The organism is Paraburkholderia sp. BL18I3N2 (assembly GCF_003001875.1).
Taxonomy (GTDB): domain Bacteria; phylum Pseudomonadota; class Gammaproteobacteria; order Burkholderiales; family Burkholderiaceae; genus Paraburkholderia; species Paraburkholderia phytofirmans.
Genome location: NZ_PVNC01000028.1, coordinates 58,145 through 64,669 on the forward strand (window position 1 = coordinate 58,145; position 6,525 = coordinate 64,669).

5 protein-coding genes are annotated in these 6,525 nt (G+C 62.4%); 2 read left to right on the plus strand and 3 right to left on the minus strand.

All coding sequences use genetic code 11. The features are described from left to right. Positions 1-13: 13 nt before the first annotated feature. Positions 14-1,138: an enolase C-terminal domain-like protein gene (locus tag B0G75_RS36730; RefSeq protein WP_106314619.1), complete on the minus strand. Its 1,125-nt coding sequence runs from the start codon at positions 1,136-1,138 to the stop codon at positions 14-16. Further along, positions 1,135-2,967, minus strand: coding sequence for a thiamine pyrophosphate-requiring protein (locus B0G75_RS36735; protein WP_106314620.1), 1,833 nt, complete (start codon positions 2,965-2,967; stop codon positions 1,135-1,137). The genes B0G75_RS36730 and B0G75_RS36735 overlap by 4 nt, the downstream gene beginning before the upstream one ends. A gap of 237 nt (positions 2,968-3,204) precedes the next feature. Between B0G75_RS36735 and B0G75_RS36740 the strand changes: the two genes are divergently transcribed. Both B0G75_RS36740 and B0G75_RS36745 read left to right on the plus strand, forming a co-directional pair. Further along, positions 3,205-4,203, plus strand: a complete 999-nt coding sequence (locus B0G75_RS36740; protein ID WP_106314621.1) for an SDR family oxidoreductase — start codon at positions 3,205-3,207, stop codon at positions 4,201-4,203. Positions 4,204-4,224: 21 nt separating this feature from the next. Further along, on the plus strand, positions 4,225-6,012 hold the full coding sequence (locus B0G75_RS36745) for a glycoside hydrolase family 15 protein (RefSeq protein WP_106314622.1): 1,788 nt from the start codon (positions 4,225-4,227) through the stop codon (positions 6,010-6,012). Here B0G75_RS36745 and B0G75_RS36750 read toward each other — a convergent pair. Beyond that, positions 5,978-6,525 (minus strand): NAD-dependent epimerase/dehydratase family protein (locus B0G75_RS36750; RefSeq protein WP_146142583.1); only part of this gene is annotated, 548 nt, incomplete at its 5' end. The two genes, B0G75_RS36745 and B0G75_RS36750, sit on opposite strands and share 35 nt — an antisense overlap.

The window sequence follows — 6,525 nt, forward strand, 5'->3', positions numbered from 1 at the left end:
GCGTCGTTCCCCGCTATTTGATCTGGTACGAGGTTGCATCGCGGAGTTTGAACTCGAGGCCGCAACCGGGGCGCGTCAGGTCCGGCGCGATCGCACCGTTCGCCGCGCGCGGTGCGCCGTCGAACAGCAGCGATTCGATCCGCACGTGATCGTGAAACCACTCCTGATGACGCAGACGCGGCACCGCGCACGCAACGTGCAGATGCAGCGCAGGCGCGCAGTGCGCCGACAGCGGCACATGAAACGCGTCGCAAAGCGCCGCAGCCTGCATGAAGCCGGTGATCCCGCCGCAACGGCTCACGTCGGCCTGCAGGACATCCACGGCTTGCGAGCTGAGCAGATGCCGGAAATCGTCGAGCGTGTAGCCGTATTCGCCGGCGGCGATCTCCATGCCGGGCGGCGCGTGTTCGCGCACGAAGCGCAGACCACATCGGTCGTCCGAGGAAACCGGTTCTTCGAACCATTGCACCTGCTGGTCAATACAGCGCCGCGCCCAAAGCAAAGCGGTTTGCGGCGTGAACGCGCCGTTGGCGTCGACGAACAGGCCGGCATCGCCGATCGCCGCGCGCGCTGTTTGCACGCGCGCGGGGTCTTTATCCGGCTCGCTGCCGATCTTGATCTTCACCCAGCGGCAGCCGTCGCGCTCCACCCAGCCGCCTAGCTGCTCGCGTATCTGCTTATCGCTGTAGGTCGTGAAGCCGCCGCTGCCGTATATCGGCACCGACTCGCGCGCGGCGCCGAGCAGGCGCACGAGCGGCACGTCGAGCAGTTTCGCCTTGAGGTCCCACAGTGCGCAGTCCACCGCAGAGATAGCCGTGGCGGCGAGACCCGAGCGGCCGAGATTGCGCACCTGGCGCTGCATGCGGTCCCAGATCGCGCGGATGTCCCACGCGTCGCGCTGCAAGATGCATTCGCCGAGCGTGTCGCAAATCAGGCCGGTCACACTTTTATCGCTATACGTATAGCCGATTCCGCTTTGGCCGGCCGCATCCACTTCCACGACGACAAGTGTGGTCGCGTTCCATTCGAACGTGCCGTCGGCTTCCGGCGCATCGGTCGGAATACGGTAAGCATGCGCGCGCACGGCGGTAATCGGCGCATGCAGCGCGCCCGTCTGCGGTGGGGCGCGCCTGGTCATTTGCCGTGATGACCGGGCAACACGGCGCCGAGCACCTGCTTCGCCGTTTCCACGATCACGTTGCCTTCGTTCGGATCGCCCTTCATCAGCGTCGAGGCAAATGCCTTGGCCTGCCCGAGCGTGATATGCGGTGGCAACGATGCGATGTTTGGATCGGCCTTGACTTCGATCACGATGGGGCGGTCCGAGGCCAGCGCCTGGTCCCATGCGGCGCCCATCTGTTCTTCGTTGTCGACGTAGATGCCTTTCAGGCCGATTAACTCCGCGAACTTGTGATACGGCACCGACGGAATATCCTGCGACGCCTCGTATTTCGGCTCGCCTTCCATGACACGCTGCTCCCAGGTGACCTGATTGAGATCGCAGTTGTTCAGCACCATGCAGATCCAGCGTGGATCGGCCCAGTCTTTCCAGTACTTCGATACGGTGATCAGCTCCGCCATGTTGTTCATCTGCATCGCGCCGTCGCCGACCAGCGCGATCACCGGGCGCTCGGAAAACGCAAATTTGGCGGCAATAGCATATGGAACGGCCGCACCCATCGATGCGAGTCCACCCGACAGCGAGCACATCATGCCGCGCTGCACCTTGAGGTCGCGCGCGTACCAGTTCGCGCAGGAACCCGAATCGCTCGTGACAATGGCGTTCGCGGGAATGCGTTTGGACAGTTCCCAAACGGTGCGCTGCGGATTGACTGCGTCTTTGCCCGCCACGTGTGCGCGCTTATCGAGCGTTTTCCACCAGTCGGCGGTCCAGCCTTCAATCTTCTTACGCCACGTGCGATCCTTCTTTTCTTCGAGCAGCGGCAGCAGCGCGCGGAGCGTTTCCGCACTGTCGCCGACGAGATTCACTTCCATCGGATAGCGCAGGCTCAGCATGTCGGCCTTCACATCGATCTGCACGCCCCGCGCTTCGCCTTCTTTTGGCAAGAACTCCGAGTAGGGGAAACCCGAGCCGATCATCAGCAGCGTGTCGCATTCCATCATGAGGTCGTAACTCGGCTTGGTGCCGAGCAGACCGATCGAGCCGGTGACCCACGGCAGATCGTCGGGCAGCACGGCCTTGCCGAGCAACGCCTTGGCGACACCCGCTCCGAGTTTTTCGGCGACGGCGATGACTTCGTCCGTGGCATGAAGCGCGCCCGCTCCGACGAGTATCGCCACCTTCTTGCCAGCGTTGAGCACGTTCGCGGCTTGCTGTAGATCGTCCGGGAAAGGCACGATGCGCGGCGCGCGATAGCCAACGCCCGAATGAAGCGTGCCGTGTTTGCGCGCGGGCGCTTCATAAGGGGCGTCCTGCAAGTCGTTAGGCAGGATCATCGCTGTTACTTTGCGTTCCGAAAGCGCGGTGCGCACGGCGCGGTCCACGATATGACGCACCTGCGCGGGCACCGAAGCCTGTTCGACGAATGCGCCGGCGACGTCCTTGAACAACGAAAGCAGGTCGAGTTCCTGCTGATAGTGACCGCCCAGCGCAGCCCGTGCCTGCTGGCCCGCAATGGCGAGCACCGGCATATGATCCATTCGTGCGTCATAAAGTCCGGTAATCAGATGCGACGCACCTGGACCTGAGGTGGCAATGCACACGCCCAGCTCGCCAGTGAATTTTGCATGCGCGGATGCCATGAAGGCTGCCATTTCTTCATGGCGGACCTGAATGAATTCGATGGGCTGCGTCGGATTGCCCGACTTCGATTTTTTCGCCTCTGATTGTGCGCGGTTGAGTGCGCCGAATACGCCGTTGATGCCGTCGCCGGGATAGCCATAAATGCGGCGGACGCCCCACGCATGCAATCGTTCAATGATGAAATCGCCGACAGTTTGTGCCATGGACTGCTCCTGAAAAAGTCCTCTTTGCAGTGTCCAGCCGCAAACGCCGTACCGCTGTCTTTCAGTCGGTAATGCTGAACTGCTCCTCGCTCTCCTCCTATAAGCCAGCGTTATCAACGTGAGCGAGACGCGAACGGATAGCCGAGCGAGGTCCGCTTATTGCTGACGCCTCGGAAGTGGAGCAGGTCTTCAACGCGTGTGGAGTTGCTCGCACGCTGAACCGATGGAGATAACGGCATGAGCAAGGTCGCGGTCATTACCGGCGCTAGCGCGGGCGTCGGGCGAGCCGCTGTCGAGGAATTTGCGCGGCATGGATACGATGTGGGGCTCCTCGCGCGCGACGCCGCCCGTCTGGAACGCGCCGCCGCCGAACTGCAAACGGCCTATGGCGTGCGTGCGCTCGACATTCCCACTGACGTGGCCGATTCGGCAGCAGTGGCGTCTGCGGCTGCCCGCGTCGAACAGGAACTCGGACCGATCGACGTGTGGGTCAACGTTGCGATGGCGACGGTCTTTGCACCGGTGTCGGCGCTCACCGCGCGAGAGTTCGAACGCGGCACACAGGTCACGTATCTGGGCCAGGTGCATGGCACGATGGCGGCGCTCGCGCGCATGCGCACTCGAAATCGCGGAACCATTGTGAATGTCGGCTCCGCGCTCGGTTACCGATCCGTGCCGCTCCAGTCCATTTACTGCGGTGCGAAATTCGCCGTGCGTGGCTTTACCGACGCGTTGCGCTCCGAAATCATCCACGACCGGCTGAACGTTCATCTGACCATGGTCGATTTGCCCGCCGTCAATACGCCGCAATTCGACTGGGCGCTCAACAAGATGGGACGAAAAGCCCAGCCCGTTGCGCCGATTTTCCAGCCGGAAGTGGCGGCGCGCGCGATCTTCTTCGCGGCGACGCATCGCCGCAGGCAAGTCTGGATAGGGTTCTCCACGGTCAAGGCGATTCTTGCGAACCGGATTGCGCCGGGATGGATCGACAAATATCTGGCGAAGGCAGGCTACGACGGCCAGCTTACCGATGAGCTGTTGGAACCGGATACGCCGGGCAATCTGTTCGATCCGATACCGGGCGCTTACGGCGCACATGGCCGCTTCGACAGTCAGTCGAGAGCAACCAGTTGGGAAATGGTGACGAGTCGGCATCGCAACGCCTTCTGGGCGCTGGCCGGCATCGGTGTCGTGAGTGGCCTGAGTTTCCTGGCGAGCAGAAAGAGAAGAACATGAAACCTTTGCAAGGCGGGAAATGTGAGCCGGCCGATTGAAGATTATGCACTGCTAGGCGATGGCGACACAGCCGCATTGCTGAGCAGGGACGGCACTATCGACTGGCTCTGCTGGCCGCGGTTTGATGGCGACGCCTGCTTTGCCTCCCTGCTCGGCAAGGAAGAACACGGGCAATGGTCTCTCGCGCCGGCTCAGGCGCCCGGCGCGGTGCTGGCGCGCAGTCGTCGGTATCAGGACGACACGCTTGTCATGGAAACCGACTTGTGCACGGCGAGCGGCGAAGTGCGAATCATCGATTTCATGCCTGTAAATAAGGCGTTTTCTTCGATCGTACGCATCGTCGTTGGGCTGAGTGGGAGCGTGGCCATGCGCAGTTGCGTGCGCTTGCGCTTCGACTACGGCGCGCTTGCGCCGTGGCTCGAAATGTCCGGCGACGATGTCATCGCCAAGGTCGGGCCCGATCTGGTGGTTTTGCGCGCGCCCGTAAAGCTTCGCATAGAAGGAGAGTCGGTCGAGGCGCGATTCAACGTAACGGCAGAGCAGCGCATAGCGTTCGTCATGAGCTACGGGCAATCGCACGAGCCGCTTCCAGCATCGATCGACGCGGAAGCGGCGCTCACTTCGACGCAACATTTCTGGCGCGACTGGATCGGCCGCTTCGACGACGGCAAGACGCACTGGCCGCGTCAGGTTCGCCGCTCGCTGATCACGTTGAAGGCGCTGATTCATCGGCACAGCGGTGCGCTCGTTGCCGCGCCGACCACCTCGTTGCCCGAAGCGCCCGGCGGCGAGATGAACTGGGACTACCGTTACTGCTGGCTGCGCGATGCGAGTTTCACGATGACCGCGTTGCTCAACGCCGGCTATCACGAAGAGGCGCAGGACTGGCGGGACTGGCTGTTACGCGCGATTGCGGGCTCGCCGGACAAAATGCGGATCATGTATCGGGTGGATGGCGGACGCCGTTTGCCGGAACGGAGCGTGAACTCGTTGCCCGGTTACCGTTTCGCCACGCCGGTGCGTATCGGCAATGCCGCTTCCAGCCAGCATCAGCTAGACGTGTACGGCGAGGTAATCGAGTGTCTCGATCTGGCTAGTCGCGGCGGGCTTGCACCGTGTGAGCAGGAATTCGTCGTGGAGTACAAGCTGATCGAGCACGTCGAATCGATCTGGCAGAACGCGGGCTCGGGCATGTGGGAGTCGCGCACAAAACCACGCCATTACACGTATTCGAAGGTGCTGGCATGGGTCGCCCTCGACCGCTTTGTCAAACGCCACGAAACGCGAGGCATGGTGAGCACGGCCATGGTGGAACGGATCAGCGCATTGCGCGACACCGTGCACGAGGAAATCTGCCGCGAGGCATGGAACGCGGGCCTGGGCACCTTCACCCAGCACTATGGAACCCATGCAATCGATGCAAGCATATTGCTGCTGCCGCTGGTCGGCTTTCTTCCCGTCGACGACCCGCGCATGGCGTCCACTATCGCCACCATCGAGCGCGAGTTGAGCGAGGGTGGCCTGATTCGCCGTAAGAAGCCCGTGACGGACGGACCGAACGAGGGCGTGTTCCTCGCATGCTCGTGCTGGATGGCGGAGTGCATGCAATTGCAAGGCCGCCAGCAGGATGCGCGGGTGCAGTTCGAACGGGTACTCGCTGTTGCCAACGACCTCGGCCTGCTCGCGGAAGAGTACGACGTACCGGGCCGCCACCTCGCAGGCAACTTCCCGCAGGCGCTCAGCCACCTTGCTCTCGTCAACGCGGCTCTTGCACTCAGTGGTCCGACGCTAAGGCGTGGCGATTACTAGCGTGTCCGAGTAAGGGCGCGACGCCGGCTTCGATACGCGCGCGGAAATAGCGTGCGGTCAGCGCGAGGCCGTCGTCCAGCGACGTGCGTGGCTGCCAGCCGAGCAACTCGCGGGCACGTGTGATATCAGGCTGTCGATGCGACGGGTCGTCGGCGGGAAGAGGCCGCATTTCGAGCGGCGAATTTGAAGCAGTGATCGCCACGATGCGCTGCGCGATCTCGCGCATGCTGACTTCATGAGGATTGCCGAGGTTCACGGGTGCGTCGAGATCCTCTTCCGTGTTCATCAAGCGGATAAAGGCGTCGATCATGTCGTCCACGTAACAGAAAGAGCGCGTCTGCGAGCCGTCGCCGTAAAGCGTGATCGGTTCGCCCCGCAAGGCTTGCATCATGAAATTGGAGATCACGCGGCCATCGGCCGGATGCATGCGTGGTCCGTACGTGTTGAAAATGCGCGCAATGCGGACCGACAGGCCATGCTGTCGCCGGTAGTCCATGAACAGCGTCTCCGCAC

What these genes read in the sequence shown, in the direction of transcription:
- B0G75_RS36735 (WP_106314620.1), bottom strand. Translation starts at nt 2,967, where the DNA reads ATGGCACAAACTGTCGGCGATTTCATCATTGAACGATTGCATGCGTGG.
- B0G75_RS36730 (WP_106314619.1), bottom strand. Translation starts at nt 1,138, where the DNA reads ATGACCAGGCGCGCCCCACCGCAGACGGGCGCGCTGCATGCGCCGATT.
- B0G75_RS36740 (WP_106314621.1), top strand. Translation starts at nt 3,205, where the DNA reads ATGAGCAAGGTCGCGGTCATTACCGGCGCTAGCGCGGGCGTCGGGCGA.